This window comes from Streptococcus mitis (genome assembly GCF_946188685.1).
Taxonomy (GTDB): Bacteria; Bacillota; Bacilli; order Lactobacillales; family Streptococcaceae; genus Streptococcus; species Streptococcus mitis_CC.
Map to the genome: position 1 here is coordinate 41,919 of NZ_CAMHWH010000006.1, position 19,312 is coordinate 61,230.

The 19,312-nt window shown below is 43.1% G+C and carries 15 protein-coding genes; 13 read left to right on the forward strand and 2 right to left on the reverse strand.

The window, feature by feature from the left end; all coding sequences use genetic code 11:
• The first annotated feature begins 51 nt into the window (after positions 1 to 51).
• The 9 genes from purF (at position 52) to purB (ending at position 9,753) form a co-directional block, all read left to right on the forward strand.
• Positions 52 to 1,494 (forward strand): amidophosphoribosyltransferase, encoded by a 1,443-nt coding sequence (gene purF / locus N8N51_RS06820; protein WP_049552331.1) that lies wholly within the window; start codon positions 52 to 54, stop codon positions 1,492 to 1,494.
• Between the two features lie 204 nt (positions 1,495 to 1,698).
• Positions 1,699 to 2,721 carry a phosphoribosylformylglycinamidine cyclo-ligase gene (purM, locus tag N8N51_RS06825; protein ID WP_033685266.1) on the forward strand — a complete coding sequence of 341 codons (1,023 nt, stop codon included), beginning with the start codon at positions 1,699 to 1,701 and terminating at the stop codon, positions 2,719 to 2,721.
• Positions 2,718 to 3,263, forward strand: a complete 546-nt coding sequence (gene purN, locus N8N51_RS06830; protein WP_203180006.1) for a phosphoribosylglycinamide formyltransferase — start codon at positions 2,718 to 2,720, stop codon at positions 3,261 to 3,263. The genes purM and purN overlap by 4 nt, the downstream gene beginning before the upstream one ends.
• A 200-nt stretch (positions 3,264 to 3,463) precedes the next feature.
• The gene (gene purH / locus N8N51_RS06835; RefSeq protein WP_261103859.1) at positions 3,464 to 5,011 is read left to right on the forward strand and encodes a bifunctional phosphoribosylaminoimidazolecarboxamide formyltransferase/IMP cyclohydrolase; all 1,548 of its coding nucleotides are present in this window, start codon (positions 3,464 to 3,466) and stop codon (positions 5,009 to 5,011) included.
• Positions 5,012 to 5,132: 121 nt separating this feature from the next.
• Entirely contained in the window at positions 5,133 to 6,395 is a 1,263-nt protein-coding gene (gene purD, locus N8N51_RS06840) for a phosphoribosylamine--glycine ligase (protein WP_261103860.1), read from the forward strand.
• A gap of 189 nt (positions 6,396 to 6,584) precedes the next feature.
• A complete protein-coding gene (purE, locus tag N8N51_RS06845) occupies positions 6,585 to 7,076 on the forward strand; it encodes a 5-(carboxyamino)imidazole ribonucleotide mutase (RefSeq protein WP_261103861.1) in 492 nt (163 codons plus the stop codon).
• Positions 7,063 to 8,154: a 5-(carboxyamino)imidazole ribonucleotide synthase gene (gene purK / locus N8N51_RS06850; protein WP_261016097.1), complete on the forward strand. Its 1,092-nt coding sequence runs from the start codon at positions 7,063 to 7,065 to the stop codon at positions 8,152 to 8,154. Before purE ends, purK begins: the two co-directional genes overlap by 14 nt.
• 9 nt (positions 8,155 to 8,163) lie before the next feature.
• Positions 8,164 to 8,391 carry a phosphoribosylaminoimidazole carboxylase gene (locus N8N51_RS06855; protein ID WP_261009376.1) on the forward strand — a complete coding sequence of 76 codons (228 nt, stop codon included), beginning with the start codon at positions 8,164 to 8,166 and terminating at the stop codon, positions 8,389 to 8,391.
• 63 nt (positions 8,392 to 8,454) lie between these two features.
• Positions 8,455 to 9,753 (forward strand): adenylosuccinate lyase, encoded by a 1,299-nt coding sequence (purB, locus tag N8N51_RS06860; RefSeq protein ID WP_261103862.1) that lies wholly within the window; start codon positions 8,455 to 8,457, stop codon positions 9,751 to 9,753.
• Between the two features lie 178 nt (positions 9,754 to 9,931).
• On the opposite strand, the gene N8N51_RS06865 is transcribed toward purB, so the two are convergent.
• Complete coding sequence (locus N8N51_RS06865; RefSeq protein ID WP_261103864.1) at positions 9,932 to 13,960, reverse strand: family 20 glycosylhydrolase; 4,029 nt, start codon at positions 13,958 to 13,960, stop codon at positions 9,932 to 9,934.
• A gap of 312 nt (positions 13,961 to 14,272) precedes the next feature.
• The gene (locus N8N51_RS06870) at positions 14,273 to 14,989 is read right to left on the reverse strand and encodes a GntR family transcriptional regulator (protein WP_261103865.1); all 717 of its coding nucleotides are present in this window, start codon (positions 14,987 to 14,989) and stop codon (positions 14,273 to 14,275) included.
• Between the two features lie 320 nt (positions 14,990 to 15,309).
• On the opposite strand from N8N51_RS06870, the gene N8N51_RS06875 reads away from it, so the two are divergent.
• The 4 genes from N8N51_RS06875 to N8N51_RS06890 are packed head-to-tail and all read left to right on the forward strand — an operon-like array spanning position 15,310 to position 19,310.
• Positions 15,310 to 17,097: a glycoside hydrolase family 35 protein gene (locus N8N51_RS06875; protein WP_261103866.1), complete on the forward strand. Its 1,788-nt coding sequence runs from the start codon at positions 15,310 to 15,312 to the stop codon at positions 17,095 to 17,097.
• A complete protein-coding gene (locus N8N51_RS06880) occupies positions 17,094 to 17,570 on the forward strand; it encodes a PTS sugar transporter subunit IIB (RefSeq protein WP_000156974.1) in 477 nt (158 codons plus the stop codon). The genes N8N51_RS06875 and N8N51_RS06880 overlap by 4 nt, the downstream gene beginning before the upstream one ends.
• A gap of 26 nt (positions 17,571 to 17,596) precedes the next feature.
• Positions 17,597 to 18,502, forward strand: coding sequence for a PTS mannose/fructose/sorbose/N-acetylgalactosamine transporter subunit IIC (locus N8N51_RS06885; RefSeq protein ID WP_261103867.1), 906 nt, complete (start codon positions 17,597 to 17,599; stop codon positions 18,500 to 18,502).
• Positions 18,489 to 19,310, forward strand: coding sequence for a PTS system mannose/fructose/sorbose family transporter subunit IID (locus tag N8N51_RS06890; RefSeq protein WP_060627276.1), 822 nt, complete (start codon positions 18,489 to 18,491; stop codon positions 19,308 to 19,310). Before N8N51_RS06885 ends, N8N51_RS06890 begins: the two co-directional genes overlap by 14 nt.
• Positions 19,311 to 19,312 lie beyond the last annotated feature (2 nt).

A 19,312-nucleotide genomic window follows, 5' to 3' on the forward strand; every position in this document is an offset into this window, starting at 1 on the left:
TCATGTAGATTTAGCTCTTGGTGCTACACAAATAAAAATTAGGTATATAAAATGACATACGAAGTAAAATCTCTTAATGAAGAATGTGGTGTTTTCGGTATCTGGGGACATCCAGATGCTGCTAAATTGACCTATTTTGGACTCCACAGTCTTCAGCACCGTGGTCAAGAGGGGGCAGGAATTCTCTCCAATGATCAAGGACAACTGAAGCGCCATCGTGACATGGGACTTTTATCAGAAGTCTTCAGAAATCCTGCTAATTTGGATAAATTGACAGGAACTGGTGCGATTGGTCACGTGCGTTACGCGACTGCTGGCGAAGCTTCTGTAGATAATATCCAGCCCTTCCTCTTCCGTTTTCATGATATGCAGTTTGGCTTGGCTCATAATGGGAATCTGACCAATGCAGCCTCCCTCAAGAAAGAATTGGAACAAAGAGGCGCGATTTTCAGCGCGACTTCGGACTCGGAAATCTTGGCTCACCTCATTCGTCGCAGTCACAATCCTAGCCTGATGGGCAAAATAAAGGAAGCACTCAGTCTTGTCAAAGGTGGTTTTGCCTATATCTTGCTATTTGAAGACAAGTTGATTGCTGCCCTTGATCCTAATGGTTTCCGTCCTCTTTCTATCGGGAAAATGGCCAATGGAGCGGTGGTTGTTTCCTCTGAAACCTGCGCTTTTGAAGTCATTGGTGCTGAGTGGATTCGTGATTTGAAGCCAGGTGAGATTGTGATCATTGATGACAAGGGTATCCAGTATGACAGCTATACAGATGATACTCAGTTAGCGATTTGCTCTATGGAGTATATCTACTTTGCTCGCCCTGATTCTAATATCCACGGTGTCAATGTCCATACGGCACGTAAACGTATGGGTGCGCAATTGGCGCGTGAATTCAAGCATGAGGCGGATATTGTGGTCGGTGTACCTAATTCTTCTCTCAGCGCAGCTATGGGATTTGCGGAAGAGTCCGGGCTACCAAATGAAATGGGCCTCATCAAGAACCAATACACCCAACGTACCTTTATCCAACCGACTCAAGAATTGCGGGAGCAAGGGGTGCGGATGAAACTATCTGCTGTTTCTGGTGTTGTAAAAGGCAAGCGTGTGGTTATGATTGATGACTCTATTGTACGCGGAACAACCTCTCGTCGGATCGTTCAGCTCTTGAAAGAAGCAGGTGCGACTGAAGTTCACGTTGCCATTGGTAGTCCAGCGCTAGCTTATCCGTGCTTCTACGGGATTGATATCCAGACCCGTCAGGAGCTGATTGCGGCTAATCATACGGTCGAAGAAACGCGTCAAATCATTGGGGCGGACAGTCTGACTTATCTTTCTGTTGAGGGGTTGATTGATTCAATTGGTATTGAAACGGATGCGCCAAATGGTGGTCTCTGTGTCGCTTACTTTGACGGTGACTACCCAACACCTCTCTACGACTATGAAGAAGACTATCGTCGAAGTTTGGAAGAAAAGACCAGTTTTTACAAATAGACAATAGATCCTCCATTAAAGAAAAGGAATATAAAAATGCTTATGCCCCACGTCTCACTACTGACTAAAAACTAAAGCATTTGTCAGTAGAGGCTTTCTCCTATGGGACAAAAGCTAGAGACCTGACTAGTATTTTTAGATAAAATAATTGTTTATCTAAAAATACGTCGCAGTCTTTCCCAAAAAAAGAAAAGGAAAAATAAAATGGCAAATAAAAATGCGTACGCTCAATCTGGTGTGGATGTTGAAGCGGGTTATGAAGTTGTTGAACGGATTAAAAAGCACGTGGCTCGTACGGAGCGTGCAGGTGTCATGGGAGCTCTGGGTGGCTTTGGTGGTATGTTTGACCTTTCAAAGACTGGGGTTAAAGAACCTGTCTTGATTTCAGGAACTGACGGTGTCGGAACCAAACTCATGCTGGCTATCAAGTACGACAAGCACGATACCATCGGTCAGGACTGTGTGGCCATGTGTGTCAATGATATCATTGCTGCAGGTGCGGAGCCCCTCTATTTCCTTGACTACGTCGCAACTGGCAAGAATGAACCAGCTAAGCTAGAACAAGTGGTTGCTGGTGTGGCAGAAGGTTGTGTGCAGGCAGGCGCTGCCCTCATCGGTGGGGAAACAGCTGAAATGCCTGGTATGTATGGTGAAGATGACTACGACTTGGCTGGTTTTGCAGTCGGCGTAGCTGAAAAATCTCAAATCATAGACGGTTCAAAAGTAGCTGAAGGTGATGTCCTTCTCGGGCTTGCTTCGAGTGGTATTCACTCAAATGGTTTCTCACTCGTGCGTCGTGTTTTTACCGACTACACAGGTGAGGAAGTCTTGCCAGAATTGGAAGGCAAGCAACTCAAGGAAGTTCTTCTTGAGCCGACTCGTATCTATGTCAAGGCTGTTTTGCCACTCATCAAGGAAGAGTTAGTCAACGGTATTGCCCACATCACTGGTGGTGGCTTTATCGAAAATGTCCCTCGTATGTTTGCAGCTGACTTGGCTGCTGAGATTGAAGAAGACAAGGTTCCCGTGCTTCCAATTTTCAAAGCCCTTGAAAAATACGGTCAGATCAAACATGAGGAAATGTTTGAAATCTTCAATATGGGTGTGGGGCTTATGCTGGCAGTTAGCCCTGAAAATGTAAGTCGTGTCAAGGAATTGTTGGATGAACCAGTCTATGAAATTGGTCGTATCGTCAAGAAAGAAAACGAAAGTGTCATCATCAAATGAAAAAAATAGCAGTTTTTGCCTCGGGTAATGGCTCAAATTTTCAGGTGATTGCCGAACAATTTCCAGTGGAGTTTGTCTTTTCAGATCATCGTGATGCCTATGTGCTCGAACGTGCAGACAAGCTCGGCGTTCTGTCCTATGCTTTTGAACTCAAGGAGTTTGAGAGCAAGGCAGACTATGAAGCGGCCCTTGTCGAACTCTTGGAAGAACACCAGATTGCCTTGGTTTGTCTAGCAGGATACATGAAAATCGTTGGGCCAACTTTATTGTCGGCTTATGAAGGTCGAATCATCAATATCCATCCAGCCTACCTGCCAGAATTTCCAGGAGCTCATGGAATTGAGGATGCTTGGAATGCTGACGTGGATCAGTCTGGTGTGACCATTCACTGGGTAGATTCTGGTGTGGACACTGGTAAGATCATCAAACAAGTCCGTGTGCCACGGTTAGCTGATGATACCATTGATAGTTTTGAAGCTCGCATCCATGAGGCAGAGTACAAGTTGTATCCGGAAGTTATTAGAGAATTGTTGGACAATTAAATGAAAAAATGGTTGGAAACACTTGCCTTGATTACCTTGGCAATCATTCTACGTTTACTAGTAAATTTTTTCTTCCCAGAGATTCCCTATTGGGGGAGATTTTTACTGACAGTAATTTTGGGAGTCTTGGTAATCGTCTTCCTATACTTTATGAATCTAAAAATGCGTAGGTAGAGAGTTTTAAAATGAAAGGAACAAACATGACTAAACGCGCCTTAATCAGCGTCTCAGACAAAGCGGGCATTGTTGAATTTGCCCAAGAACTCAAAAAACTTGGTTGGGACATCATCTCAACAGGTGGGACCAAGGTTGCCCTTGATAATGCTGGGGTGAACACCATTGCTATCGATGATGTGACTGGTTTTCCAGAGATGATGGATGGTCGTGTCAAGACCCTTCATCCAAATATCCATGGTGGGCTCTTGGCTCGTCGTGATCTCGATAGCCACTTGGAAGTAGCCAAGGACAATCAAATCGAGCTCATCGACCTTGTAGTAGTTAATCTCTATCCTTTCAAGGAAACGATTCTCAAGCCAGGCGTGACCTATGCAGATGCGGTTGAGAATATCGATATCGGTGGGCCATCTATGCTTCGTTCTGCAGCTAAAAATCATGCCAGTGTAACGGTTGTGGTAGATCCTGCTGACTACGCTGTGGTTTTGGACGAATTGTCAGCAAATGGAGAAACTACTTATGAAACTCGCCAACGTTTGGCGGCCAAGGTTTTCCGTCACACAGCAGCTTATGATGCCTTGATTGCAGAGTATTTCACAGCTCAAGTCGGAGAAAGCAAACCTGAAAAGCTCACTTTGACCTATGACCTCAAACAAGCTATGCGTTACGGTGAAAACCCTCAACAAGATGCGGATTTCTATCAAAAAGCTTTGCCGACTGATTACTCCATTGCTTCAACAAAACAGCTTAACGGGAAAGAATTATCATTCAATAACATCCGTGATGCTGACGCTGCCATTCGTATCATCCGTGATTTCAAAGACCGTCCAACCGTTGTGGCTCTCAAACACATGAACCCATGTGGAATCGGTCAGGCTGATGACATCGAGACTGCTTGGGACTACGCTTATGAGTCTGACCCAGTGTCTATCTTTGGTGGTATCGTTGTTCTTAACCGTGAGGTGGATGCTGCGACAGCTGAAAAGATGCATGGTGTTTTCCTTGAAATCATCATCGCGCCAAGCTATACGGATGAGGCGCTAGCTATTTTGACCAATAAAAAGAAAAACTTGCGTATCCTTGCCTTGCCATTTGATGCTCAAGAAGCGAGCGAAGTGGAAGTGGAATACACAGGTGTTGTCGGTGGACTTCTGGTGCAAAACCAAGATGTGGTCAAGGAAAGCCCAGACGATTGGCAAGTGGTGACCAAACGCCAACCAACTGAAACAGAAGCGACAGCTCTTGAGTTTGCTTGGAAGGCTATTAAATACGTCAAATCAAACGGAATCATTGTAACCAACGACCACATGACACTGGGTGTTGGTCCAGGTCAGACTAACCGTGTGGCTTCTGTTCGTATTGCCATTGACCAAGCCAAAGACCGCCTTGACGGCGCTGTGCTTGCTTCGGATGCCTTCTTCCCATTTGCGGATAATGTGGAAGAAATTGCCAAAGCAGGTATTAAGGCTATCATCCAGCCAGGTGGGTCCGTCCGTGACCAAGAGTCTATCGAAGCGGCAGACAAATACGGCTTGACTATGGTCTTCACAGGAGTGAGACATTTTAGACATTAAGAACGTTAAAGGGAAGAAAACAGTTTCTTTCCTTTTTTGCGTAAAAACGCGGAGTGAAACAAGATTAAAACGAACGTTTGTGATATAATATTAGTAAATAATTCGCAAAAGAGGTTGAGGAATGAAGCTGTTAGTTGTCGGTTCGGGTGGTCGTGAACATGCGATTGCTAAGAAGTTGCTTAAGTCAAAAGACGTTGAAAAAGTATTTGTAGCTCCTGGGAATGATGGGATGACTCTGGATGGTTTGGAGTTGGTAAATATCTCCATTTCCGAACATTCTAAATTGATTGAGTTTGCAAAAACCAACGATATTGCTTGGACCTTTATCGGTCCAGATGACGCCCTTGCAGCTGGGATTGTGGATGATTTCAATGCGGCAGGACTCAAAGCTTTTGGTCCGACTAAGGCTGCGGCTGAACTTGAGTGGTCTAAGGATTTTGCCAAGGAAATCATGGTTAAATACGGAGTTCCGACAGCAACCTATGGCACATTCTCAGATTTCGAGGAAGCCAAGGCCTATATCGAAAAGCAGGGTGCGCCTATCGTAATCAAGGCGGATGGCTTGGCGCTTGGGAAGGGTGTCGTCGTTGCTGAGACAGTCGAGCAAGCAGTCGAAGCAGCTCACGAGATGCTTTTGGACAATAAATTTGGTGACTCAGGTGCGCGTGTGGTTATTGAGGAATTCCTTGAAGGAGAGGAATTTTCACTCTTTGCCTTTGTCAATGGTGATAAGTTCTACATCATGCCAACAGCTCAGGACCACAAACGTGCCTACGATGGTGACAAAGGGCCTAACACGGGTGGTATGGGGGCCTATGCGCCAGTTCCACACTTGGCACAGAATGTAGTTGACACGGTAGTGGAGACTATTGTCAAGCCAGTCCTCGAAGGGATGATTAAAGAAGGTCGCCCCTATCTTGGTGTTCTTTATGCTGGGCTTATCTTGACAGCTAATGGACCTAAGGTTATCGAGTTTAACGCTCGCTTCGGAGATCCAGAAACTCAGATTATCCTGCCTCGATTAACCTCTGATTTTGCCCAAAATATCACAGATATTCTGGATGGCAAGGAGCCAAACATTACCTGGACGGACAAAGGTGTGACTCTGGGTGTGGTTGTCGCATCAAACGGTTACCCACTGGATTATGAGAAGGGCGTCAAGCTTCCAGCCAAAACCGATGGCGACATCATCACCTACTATGCAGGGGCTAAGTTTGCGGAAAATAGCAGAGCACTGCTATCCAACGGCGGACGAGTCTATATGCTCGTTACCACAGCAGACACCGTCAAAGAAGCTCAAGACATCATCTACCAAGAACTCGCCCAACAAAAAACAGAAGGCCTCTTTTACCGAACTGATATCGGAAGCAAAGCGATTAGATAAAGGTATAAGAAAAAAGCGACGTAGTCGCCAAACACGACAATGATCGCCATGGTGAAAAGACCAGAACAGTATCTGTTATGGTCTAGGGAAACTTTGAGACCTTAGGCTCAAAGTTTAGGAATGAAACCGAAGGTTTGCTTCCGTCCCCACCACCTAAGACCATTATCAAAAAGAAGAAAAGGAAAAATTATGACTAAACCAATTATTTCCATCATCATGGGCTCAAAATCCGACTGGGCTACCATGCAAAAAACAGCCGAAGTCCTAGACCGCTTCGGTGTAGCCTACGAGAAGAAGGTTGTCTCTGCCCATCGCACACCTGATCTCATGTTCAAGCATGCCGAAGAAGCGCGTAGTCGTGGTATCAAGGTCATCATCGCAGGTGCAGGTGGCGCAGCTCATTTGCCAGGTATGGTCGCAGCTAAAACAACCCTTCCAGTCATTGGTGTGCCTGTAAAATCGCGTGCCCTTAGTGGTGTGGACTCGCTCTACTCTATCGTCCAGATGCCAGGTGGAGTGCCTGTCGCAACTATGGCTATCGGTGAAGCAGGTGCGACCAACTCTGCCCTCTTTGCCCTTCGTCTCCTATCAGTAGAGGATCAGTCTATCGCGACAGCACTGGCAGATTTCGCAGAGGAGCAAGGAAAAATCGCAGAGGAGTCGACAAATGAGCTCATCTAAAACAATCGGAATTATCGGTGGCGGCCAGCTGGGTCAGATGATGGCTATCTCTGCTATCTACATGGGGCACAAGGTTATAGCGCTGGATCCTGCGGCAGATTGCCCGGCCTCTTGCGTGGCGGAAATCATCGTGGCGCCTTATAATGACGTGGATGCTCTGCGTCAGTTGGCTGAGCGTTGCGATGTCCTCACCTATGAGTTTGAAAATGTCGATGCTGACGGTTTGGATGCGGTTATCAAGGATGGACAACTCCCTCAAGGGACAGATCTGCTCCGCATTTCCCAAAATCGCATTTTTGAAAAGGACTTTCTTTCAAACAAGGCTCAAGTCACTGTAGCACCCTACAAGGTTGTGACTTCAAGTCAAGATTTGACAGATATCGATCTATCGAAAAACTATGTCCTTAAGACTGCGACTGGTGGCTACGATGGTCATGGGCAAAAGGTCATTCGTTCAGAAGCAGACTTGGAAGAAGCCTATGTACTAGCCGATTCAGCCGACTGCGTTTTGGAAGAATTTGTTAATTTTGACCTTGAAATTTCTGTCATCGTGTCAGGAAATGGCAAGGACGTGACGGTTTTCCCAGTTCAGGAAAATATCCACCGCAACAATATCCTGTCTAAGACCATCGTACCTGCTCGCATTTCAGAAAGTCTAGCAGACAAGGCTAAAACTATGGCAGTGAGAATCGCAGAACAACTCAACTTGTCTGGAACTCTCTGTGTGGAAATGTTTGCGACAGCTGATGACATCATTGTCAACGAAATCGCCCCACGGCCACACAACTCTGGGCACTACTCTATCGAAGCCTGCGACTTCTCCCAGTTTGACACCCATATCTTAGGTGTTCTCGGAGCCCCATTGCCAGCTATCAAACTGCATGCGCCGGCCGTTATGCTGAATGTTCTCGGCCAACACGTCGAGACCGCTGAAAAATATGTTATAGAAAATCCAAGCGCCCACCTCCACATGTATGGTAAAATAGAAGCGAAGCACAACCGCAAAATGGGACATGTGACTTTGTTTAGTGATGCGCCGGATAGTGTGGGAGAGTTTGGGAAAGGGATAGATTTTTAGGACAAGTCTATGATTCAAATCATCGTTAATGCTTTTGTTGAAAAAGATAAGACTGGAGCAGTCGTGGAAGTCTTGTATGCTAGTAGTGATCACGAAAAGGTAAAGGCTAAATATGAAGAGCTAGTTGCTCTATATCCTGAAAACTATTTAGCAATTTATGATTTACCATTGGATACTAATCTCAATGAATTACCACACTATCCATCTGTGTTTATTGGAAAAGAGGAGTTTGAGTAGAAATCTTGGTTTACCTAGATAACTTATTCCCAACAGCTTACGAAGAAAGGAAAAATTAACAATATGATCGACCGTTACTCTCGCCCTGAGATGGCGAACATTTGGAGTGAAGAAAATAAATACCGTGCTTGGCTCGAGGTGGAAATCTTGGCTGACGAGGCATGGGCTGAGTTGGGGGAAATCCCTAAGGAAGATGTGGCTTTGATTCGCGAGAAGGCGGACTTTGACATCGACCGTATTTTGGAGATTGAGCAAGAGACTCGCCACGATGTGGTGGCCTTCACACGTGCGGTTTCTGAGACTCTTGGCGAAGAGCGCAAGTGGGTCCACTATGGCTTGACTTCTACCGACGTGGTGGATACAGCCTACGGTTACCTCTACAAGCAGGCCAACGATATCATCCGTCGTGACCTTGAAAACTTCACCAACATCATTGCTGATAAGGCTAAGGAGCACAAGTTCACCATCATGATGGGTCGTACCCACGGGGTGCACGCTGAGCCTACAACTTTTGGTCTTAAATTGGCGACTTGGTACAGCGAAATGAAGCGCAACATCGAACGTTTCGAGCATGCGGCTGCTGGAGTGGAAGCTGGTAAGATTTCTGGTGCGGTTGGAAACTTCGCCAACATCCCACCATTCGTAGAGCAATATGTCTGCGACAAATTGGGTATCCGTGCTCAAGAAATCTCTACACAGGTGCTTCCTCGTGACCTTCACGCTGAGTACTTTGCAGTTCTTGCTAGTATCGCGACTTCTATCGAGCGTATGGCGACTGAAATCCGTGGTTTGCAAAAATCAGAACAACGCGAAGTAGAAGAATTCTTTGCTAAAGGGCAAAAAGGGTCTTCAGCAATGCCTCACAAACGCAATCCTATCGGTTCTGAGAACATGACAGGTCTTGCGCGTGTTATCCGTGGTCACATGATTACAGCTTATGAGAACGTAGCCCTCTGGCATGAACGTGATATCTCTCACTCATCGGCTGAGCGTATCATCACACCAGATACGACTATTTTGATTGACTATATGCTCAACCGTTTCGGAAACATCGTTAAGAACTTGACGGTCTTCCCAGAAAACATGATTCGCAACATGAACTCGACATTTGGTTTGATTTTCAGCCAACGTGCTATGTTGACCTTGATTGAAAAAGGCATGACCCGTGAGCAAGCCTATGACTTGGTGCAACCAAAAACAGCCTACTCTTGGGACAACCAAGTGGACTTCAAACCACTTCTTGAGGCAGATCCAGAAGTAACATCACGTCTCACACAAGAAGAAATCGATGAAATCTTCAACCCAGTTTATTACACCAAACGAGTGGATGATATCTTTGACCGTCTTGGACTGGGTGATTAATTAAAAAAAGAGGCTGGGTATCCAGTCTCTTTAAAATCATAAAACCGCATATTATCAGGTGTTGACATACCTTGATGATATGCGGTTTATTTTGGAAAGATTTATTTCTTTTTCTTCTGAAATTGAGTTTTATACTCAGCTCTCATTAGGTTTTAGGATATAAATCTTTCATTTTATCTTATTGAATCCATTCGCCGTCAGCATTTACAGCGTAGCCATCAATTGTTGTGTTGACAGCTAAGGCTCCTGAAGGGTATGAATAATACCATTTATCTCCAATTTGGAACCAACCGGTTTTCATTGTACCTGAATTGTCAAGATAATACCATGTGTCTCCTTGGTTGACCCAGCCGGTTTGCATGGCACCTGAGTCGTTGAGATAGTACCATGATCCACCTTGATCGATCCAACCAGTTTGCATAGCACCTGAGTTATCAAGATAATACCATGTACCATTCACTTTCTGCCAACCAGTTTGCATAACACCAGTCTCATCTAAGTAGTACCATGCTCCGTTTTTAACCCAACCGGTCTTCGCTTTATCTGCATGATCATAGTAATACCATTTGCTTTCAATTAATTTCCATCCAGGTTTACTATTTTGACCATCTGCTAATTGATGAGTGATTCCGTTAGCAGAGTTAGATTCAGCCTTAGGCCCACTTTCAACAACTACTTTGAAAGGAGTTTCTGTTCGGCTAGGCTCTTCCTTAGGAATGTCAAGTCTAGGTTTTTCTTCTGCGATTGGAGCAAGGCCATTCTCATCGCCGACATGTGTAATTGGTGCTCCGAATTCCACAATTTGATCGACAGGTTCTTTGGTTACTTGACTATCTAGAACGGTTTCACTAGCCTTTCCATTTTCAGTAAGAACAGATACGTAAGAAGTGCGTTCACCTAGAACTCCAGCTTTGACAACTTTTTCTTGGCCTGCTGGGAGATTCGGATTTTCTTTTCGAATGACTTTAAACGGAATACTTTCTGTTTTTACAACTAGTTCAGGTTTGGTTTCAACGTTAGCAGCTAGTTCATTTTCATCTAGGCTTCCTGAGTGAGTTGCAGCTGGTTTAAGACCTAGGCGAGCGGCTTTTAGCTTACCTACTAGTGCGTCTAATTCAGCTTGTTTGCTGCGGTTGAGGTTAAGGTTCAGTCCATCTTTTGCTGCCTTGAGTGCATCTAGGCTCTCTGTGCTGTATCCGTCTAAGTTTGTAGGAATTTTAGCTAATTCTTCGCGGAGAGCATTATAATTAGCACGGAAGTAGTCTTTGTTGTGGTCTGCAAAGGCAGTCATGAGTTCAAAGATTTCCTCTTCCTTGTACTCAGCACTTGGTCTATCTGCCCAGATTGAAAGCATACTTCCAACTGTTGGAAGGTCTACTTCAGGATATTTGGTAGAAGCTAGTTGATTGAATGGTGTTTTTCCAGTATTCTCAATAGCTTTTTTGAGGAAACCACCACCATCTTCTGGTTTTTGGCCGAGAATGTAGTACCAGTCACCGTTGGTATTCAAGAACTTATAACCCTTGCTTGCTAGATATTGAGGTGAAGCAAGGTTGTAGCCCCACCAGCCTTTAGACCAGTAAGAAATCAAGACATCTTTATCAAATTCAGCATCGTCCTTGTCTTCATAATAGAAACCATCGTTGAAGGCCATTGGTTGTAGCCCTCTTTCCTTGGCCATAGCAGCTAGGCTGTTAGAATAGTCTGCGAACTTGTTATAGAGTCCATACCATTTGAGGTAGTACCAACCTTGGGCGTTGGTTGCATCATTGGCATACTCATCTGTACCATAGTTGAAAATCTTTGATTTATCAGCAAAGTAATCCATATACTTACCGATAAGGGCTTTGGTAAAGTTAAGGGCTTCTTGATTTTCAAGGTCCATGGTTGTTTTTGAGACCTTATCAAAGTTGGCTTGAGGATTCGCGATGCCAAGTTTTTCCATGGCGACCAGCATAGCATCCATATGTCCTGGGCTATTAATAGCTGGAATCAGACCAATACCTTTTTCCTTAGCGTATTTGGCAAGTTCTGTCACTTCTGCCTGTGTCAGTGCAGTACCGTTTGGATCGTCGTAGTAAGCTTTAGTTCCTTCGATAATAGCTTTTTTAACGTCATCACTAGCATAGGTTTTTCCGTTTGCAGTAATGGTCATATCATCGAGTAGGAAGCGAAGGCCATCATTTCCTAGAAGGAGGTGGGCATCAGAGTAGCCGAGCTCGCTCGCCTTGTCTACGATGCGTTTGAGTTGATCTAGAGAGAAGTATTTGCGACCTGCATCGATGGAAATGACTTTATTCTTATTAAGTTTTTCAAGTTCGCGTTTAGCATCCTCTTCTTTTTGTGCTTCTGGAGTTAAAGCCAAGTTTTTAATAGCATCTTGAAGGCTTGCGATTGCTTGATCAATCGTGTCTTGTTGAGCACGGCTGAGGTTGCTATCGAGTGAACGGATGGCTTTTTCAGCTTCTTTGACAGCAGCAAAACTTTCAGCAGTATAGCGGTTAGAGTCTTTTGGTATAGTTTCTAGTGCTTTTTCTGCAGGTTGATAGTTGGCTGCAAAGTATTCAGCGTTGGCATTTGCAAAATGACGCATGAGTTTGAAGAGGCGAGATGGAGAATAACGTGCAGATGGGGTATCGGCCCAAGCAGCTACCATACCACCGATGATTGGGACATCAGCTCCTTCTGTTTTGGGTACAGAAGTGATTGGTGTGTTTTTAATACCATTGAGCCCCTGATCGAGATTGTACCAACCTTGGCCATCAGCGTTTCGTCCAAGAACGTAGTACCAAGCATCATTGGTATTAAGGATTTGGTGACCTTTTTCGGCTAGTAGTTTAGAAGAAGCAACGTCGTAGCCCCCCCAACCACCAGTCCACATAGAAACGATGATGTCTTTGTCAAAACTACCAAAGCTTGTGTCGCTATTGTAGTAGATACCGTCGTTAAAGGCCATTGGTTTGAGACCGTGAGATTTTACAATACGAGCGAGGTCATTAGCGTAAGAGATGAATTTTTCATATCCTTTTTCAGGGTAACCTTCATTTGGATAATATTTATCAGCTTGAAGCACACTCCAACCTTTAGCATCTGTCGCATCATTGGCATATTCATCTAGTCCAATATTGAAAATTTCAGATTTGTTAGAGAAGTAGTTAGCGTATTTGTCAATCAGAGTTTTTGTGAAATCGACTGCTTGTTTATTATTTAAGTCAACAGTTCGTTCCGATTTTTTACCAAAATAATCAAAGTTAGGATTTTCAATGCCAAGTTCTTTCATAGCATGGAGCATAGCATCCATATGTCCAGGACTATTGACAGTTGGAATTACTCCAATTCCTTTATCTTTGGCATAATTAATCAAATCTGTCATCTGACTTTCAGTGAGATGGTTACCATTTGGATCATTGTAATAAGCATTTGTTCCATTTTCAATGGCGCGTTTGACATCATCACTAGAGTAGGTTTTATCGCCCACTTTCATAGACATATCATCCAACATGAAACGGAGGCCATCGTTACCTACCAAGAGATGAAGATCTGTGTAACCATATTCTTTAGCTTTGTCGATAATTTCTTTGAGCTGCTCAGGTGAGAAATATTTACGTCCGGCATCAATTGAAACGATTTTTCGTTTAGCTAATTTTTCATTTTCAGTTGCAGCACGTTCCTTTTCTGCTTCTGTTGCTGGTTTATCAGCTTCTGCTTTCGTTTCATCTTTTTTAGCTGGTTTATCCTTGTCAGCTTCTGACTTATCAGTCTTGTCTGTATCCGACCCTTTAGAATTAGCCTCTTTCTGCTCTTCCTTTTTAGGGCTAGTTTCCTCTGCCTTTTTATCGGTAGTTTCTTTTTCAGCAGAAGTTGGAGTTACCACTTCTTCTTTATCACTAGGAGTTGAACTAACTTCCTCTTGTGGTTTTTCTTCTGTTTTTGGAAGACTAGCTACCGTATCAGTAGTCGGAGTTTCCGTTTCTACAGTTTTTGGAGCTTCTGGTTGAAGCTCTGCTTTAGGTGTTTCCTCAGTCCGATTTTCGGATGGTTGAGGGGAATCGGAAACCGTATGGATGGTCGGTTGGTTTTCCGTAGTAGTAGGAGTAACTCCATCGGCTGCAACAGCCTGTGCTTGGAAGGCAAATCCAATTAGAACAGAAGCTGCTCCTACAGCGTATTTACGAATGGAAAAACGTTGTTGTTTTTCTTGTTTCATTGCAAAACCTCCTGATTGTATTTTATATTGATAGCGTTTACATAAAACAACACCCTTATTTTATTTCTTATATTAATAAGAGTCAAGAGGAGGTGATAAAAAACTATAATAAGTATAAAAAAATATAAAATTTAAGCTTAAGATTTCAGATTGGTTGTAAAAGAAACATATATATATTTAGTAGAAATTTTTTAGCCCTATTTCTATAAAATACTCTACAAACTATAGAATCTACTATAAAAGGTAAGCGCTACCTTTTTGGTATGGTATAATAAACATAGAAAAAGCCCAAGCAAGGCTTAGGCTTTCTTCTTAGTGATCACGGTCACATGAAATGAATTTGATTTTGTAGTAATCTGCGCGTTTATATGTTTCGCTGTATGCGAGAACTTGACCAGTAGACTCTAGTTTAGTAGTCTTGGTTTGTAAAACGGTTGGGAATTGTTCATCGACTCCGAGGATCGAAGCCGCATGTTCTGGAGTTGGAAATGCTATTTCATTGATTTCTTCAAAATGTTCATCATTCATGTGAATGTGGTAATCCAATTTGAAACGGTTATAGATAGAGCTATAATATTCAAGATTTGGATAATTTGCGTTGACGTATTGTTCTGGGATGTAAGATGTATGGTAGATGTACACAACACCACCTGTTTCGCGTACGCGTTCAATCTTGTAGTAGAACTGATCTCCGCGTAGTCCAAGTTTTTCTAAGTAGCCTAGTTTGTTTCCACGCTCGATTGAAAGGACGGTAACTTTATCATCTTTAGTTTCAAAAACTTCTACATCTGAAAACTCTACGAGTTTGTGTTTGCGTGCGCGTGAAACGAATGTACCCTTTCCTTGTTGGCGGACAATATAGCCATCCTTGGCAAGGTCGTTTAAGGCGCGAACAACTGTGATAGAACTTACATCATACATTGCAATCAATTCAGCTTCAGTGTAGAATTTATCTCCACTGGCAAATTGACCAGAAATGATTTTGTTCTTTAACTCATCTTTAATATATTGATACTTTGGAATTGCCATATTTTCACCTCGATTTTCCTTCTCCGTTAAAGATTTTACCATAAAACTGGAAAGAATAGTAGCCTTTTGAATAAAAAAATTAGAATAATAGGCTATAAGGTTAATTTATATAGGAATAAATAGAAAAACATACATCTTTATACATGGTACTAAAATGTTGTTATGACTATAGATTACAAGATTTTTTATAAGTTTTTTGTGTAAAATTTAGTGAAAAATGAAAAAAATTGTGAAAACCTATTGACAAATGTAAGATATTGAGTTATATTTACTATATCAACAAATGAAAGCGTAAACTTTAGTTGTCAGAAGGTAAGAATATGACACGATTTGAGATACGAGATGATTTCTATCTCGATGGAAAATCATTTAAGATTTTATCTGGCGCCATTCATTATTTTAGGGTTCCTCCAGAAGATTGGTATCATTCGCTCTATAACTTGAAGGCTCTTGGTTTTAATACAGTAGAGACTTATGTGGCCTGGAATTTACACGAGCCTCGTGAGGGTGAGTTTCACTTTGAAGGAGCTCTGGATTTGGAGCGATTTCTCCAAACGGCACAAGATTTGGGTCTCTACGCTATCGTTCGTCCGTCGCCCTTCATCTGTGCGGAGTGGGAATTCGGTGGCTTACCAGCTTGGCTCTTAACCAAAGATATGAGGATTCGTTCCTCAGACCCAGCCTATATTGAGGCTGTCGGTCACTACTATGACCAGCTCTTGTCACGATTGGTTCCACATTTGTTGGACAATGGCGGAAATATTCTCATGATGCAAGTCGAGAACGAATACGGTTCTTATGGAGAAGATAAGGCTTACCTGAGAGCGATTCGAAAATTGATGGAAGAACGAGGGATTGATTGCCCACTCTTTACTTCAGATGGCCCATGGAGAGCTACTTTGAAAGCTGGAACCTTAATCGAAGATGACCTCTTTGTAACAGGCAACTTTGGTTCTAAGGCACCTTACAACTTTTCACAGATGCAAGAATTCTTTGATGAGCATGGTAAGAAATGGCCACTCATGTGTATGGAGTTCTGGGATGGCTGGTTCAATCGTTGGAAAGAACCGATTATCACACGGGATCCAAAAGAATTGGCAGAAGCTGTTCGAGAGGTATTGGAGCAAGGCTCTATCAACCTTTACATGTTCCACGGTGGTACAAACTTTGGCTTCATGAATGGTTGCTCGGCTCGAGGAACTCTGGATTTGCCACAAGTTACATCTTATGATTACGATGCCCTTCTGGATGAAGAAGGAAATCCAACTGCCAAATATTTGGCAGTCAAGAAGATGATGGCAACACATTTCCCAGAGTATCCGCAGTTGGAACCACTCTATAAGGAAAGCATGAAGGTGGACGCTATTCCACTTGCTGAAAAAGTTTCCTTATTTGAAACCTTAGATAGTCTTTCTAGTCCAACAGAAAGTCTCTATCCAAAAGCGATGGAGGAATTAGGTCAATGTTATGGCTATCTTCTCTATCGTACTGAGGCAAGTTGGGATGCAGAAGAAGAACGCCTTCGCATCATCGATGGACGTGACCGTGCTCAACTCTTTGTAGATGGTAAACGAATTGCAACTCAATATCAGACGGAGATTGGGGAAGATATCTATTGTCAAGGTAATCGAAAAGGTTCCTCACAACTTGACATCTTGATTGAAAATATGGGGCGTGTCAACTATGGACATAAGTTCTTAGCTGATACACAACGTAAAGGAATCCGAACAGGTGTCTGCAAGGATTTACACTTCTTACTTAATTGGAAACAATATCCACTACCACTGGATAATCCTGAGAAAATTGATTTTTCAAAAGGATGGACAGAAGGACAACCAGCCTTTTACGCTTATGACTTTACAGTCCAAGAGCCAAAAGATACCTACCTAGACTTATCTGAGTTTGGTAAGGGAGTTGCCTTTGTCAATGGGCGTCACCTAGGACGTTTTTGGAACGTCGGCCCAACACTCTCACTTTATATCCCTCATTGTTATCTCAAGGAAGGTGCTAATCGTATCATTATCTTTGAAACAGAGGGTGAATATAAAGAAGAGATTTATTTAACTCGTAAACCTACACTAAAACACATAAAGGGGGAAAACTTATGACAATTGTAGGATGCCGTATCGATGGACGTTTGATCCACGGACAAGTAGCCAATCTATGGGCTGGAAAACTAAATGTTTCACGTATTATGGTTGTAGATGACGAAGTTGTCAACAACGACGTTGAAAAGAGTGGTTTGAAACTTGCGACACCACCAGGTGTGAAATTGAGTATTTTGCCAATTGAGAAAGCGGCAGCCAATATTCTTGCTGGAAAATACGATAGCCAACGTCTCTTTATCGTGGCTCGTAAACCAGACCGTTTCCTTGGTTTGGTCGAAGCAGGTGTACCACTTGAAACCCTCAATGTTGGGAATATGTCTCAAACACCAGAAACTCGTTCTATCACACGTTCTATTAACGTAGTAGACAAGGATGTGGAAGACTTCCACAAACTGGCAGAAAAAGGTGTTAAACTTACTGCTCAAATGGTTCCAAATGATCCAGTTTCAGACTTTTTGAGCTTATTAAAATAGGAAAAAATTTTTAGGAGGTCATTGTTATGATACAATGGTGGCAAATTTTACTTCTCACTTTGTACTCAGCTTATCAAATCTGTGATGAGTTGACGATCGTTTCATCTGCAGGTTCCCCTGTATTTGCTGGTTTCATTACTGGTTTAATTATGGGAGATGTGACTACTGGTCTGCTTATCGGTGGTAACTTGCAACTGTTCGTTCTTGGGGTTGGTACCTTCGGTGGTGCTTCTCGTATCGACGCAACTTCTGGTGCTGTTCTTGCGACAGCCTTCTCTGTTTCACAAGGAATTGATGCATCACTGGCGATTACAACAATCGCTGTGCCAGTAGCAGCTCTCTTGACTTACTTCGACGTTCTTGGACGTATGACAACTACTTTCTTCGCTCACCGTGTGGATGCTGCAATCGAACGCTTTGACTATAAAGGTATTGAACGCAACTACTTGCTTGGTGCGATTCCTTGGGCTCTATCTCGTGCCCTTCCAGTCTTCTTTGCGCTTGCTTTTGGTGGTGCCTTCGTACAATCAGTGGTAGACTTCGTTGAAGCCTACAAATGGGTTGCAGACGGTTTGACACTTGCAGGACGTATGCTTCCAGGTCTTGGATTTGCAATCTTGCTTCGTTACCTTCCAGTTAAACGTAACCTTCACTACCTTGCTATGGGATTCGGTTTGACAGCTATGTTGACTGTACTTTACTCAAACGTAACAAGTCTTGGTGGCGCTGTTGCAGGTATCATCGGTACTCTACCTAAAGATGTTGCTGAAAAAATTGGTTTCGTGAACAACTTCAAAGGTTTGTCTATGATCGGTATTTCTATCGTAGGTATTTTCCTTGCAGTGCTTCACTTCAAAAATAGCCAAAAAGTAGCTGTAGCAGCACCTTCTACACCATCAGAAAGTGGGGAAATCGAAGATGACGAATTCTAATTACAAACTTACAAAAGAAGATTTTAATCAAATCAACAAACGTAGCTTGTTTACTTTCCAATTAGGTTGGAACTACGAACGTATGCAAGCTTCTGGTTACCTGTACATGATCTTGCCACAATTGCGTAAAATGTATGGTGATGGAACTCCTGAATTGAAAGAAATGATGAAAGTTCATACTCAATTCTTCAATACTTCACCATTCTTCCATACCATTATCGCTGGTTTTGACCTTGCCATGGAAGAAAAAGATGGTGTGGGTGCAAAAGACGCCGTTAACGGTATCAAGACAGGTTTGATGGGACCATTTGCTCCTCTTGGAGATACAATCTTTGGTTCGCTTGTACCTGCTATCATGGGGTCAGTCGCAGCAACTATGGCTATCGCTGGCCAACCTTGGGGTATCTTCCTTTGGATCGCAGTTGCAGTTGCTTATGACATCTTCCGTTGGAAACAGTTGGAATTTGCTTACAAAGAAGGGGTTAACCTTATCAACAACATGCAAAGTACTTTGACAGCTTTGATTGACGCTGCATCTGTACTTGGTGTCTTCATGATGGGTGCTCTTGTAGCAACAATGATCAACTTTGAAGTTTCTTATAAATTGCCAATCGGTGAAAAAATGATTGACTTCCAAGATATCTTGAACTCAATCTTCCCACGCTTGCTTCCAGCAATCTTTACTGCCTTTATCTTCTGGTTGCTTGGTAAGAAAGGTATGACTTCTACTAAAGCTATCGGTATCATTATCGCTCTTGCAGTAGGTCTTTCATTCATCGGTAAATTCTTGCTTGGAATGGGCGCATAATT